The 524-nt window shown below is 44.3% G+C and carries 1 protein-coding gene and 1 pseudogene; both read left to right on the top strand.

Translation table 11 applies throughout. From position 1 onward, the window contains the following. Positions 1 to 315: pseudogene (locus tag CG11_RS30575) on the top strand (hypothetical protein); the annotation flags it as partial. A gap of 2 nt (positions 316 to 317) precedes the next feature. Next, positions 318 to 524 (top strand): hypothetical protein (locus tag CG11_RS26360; RefSeq protein ID WP_156039924.1); only part of this gene is annotated, 207 nt, incomplete at its 3' end.

The raw sequence follows: 524 nt of genomic DNA, 5'->3' as shown, positions 1-524 counted from the left end.
GCAACGATTACCACCACTGCAATGCCTTCTGTTCCTGATCCCAAACCCACTAAAAACACTCCTCAGGTATTAGAAAATACGGTAAGCCCAAATACGACCAACTCCAACAATGAGAATTTGGTCAACCCATCCAATCCAACTCTTAATACTACCACAGTACCAACAACAACGCCAACGCCAACTCCTACACCAACAGCAACGCCCAACAAACCTTGTGGTTATTGCACGGCTAAAAGCATCACAGGGCTTGCGCTGCAAATCAGCATCGTTCTTTTTATGTTGGCACTTTCTTTTCACTTCGTTAAAAAAGTATAACCATGGCTTGTGAAGATCCTAATGCCCCTCTCTTTATGGCTTGCCATTTAGAAGGGGAAGGCACGGTGAGTGAAGACCGAAACAAAAACCAAAACAACAACGCTAACAGCGATTCCAATCAAGCGTCCAACAAAAAACCACAAAATGCCGCTGATATTATCAATGCCAGTGCCAATGGTTTGGACAGCATTACAGGCTTCTTAGGATCC

It is taken from the genome of Aureispira sp. CCB-QB1 (assembly GCF_000724545.1).
Lineage (GTDB): Bacteria > Bacteroidota > Bacteroidia > Chitinophagales > Saprospiraceae > Aureispira.
Note: the sequence above shows the minus strand (reverse complement) of the source record. Positions and strands in the feature narration are given on the sequence as shown.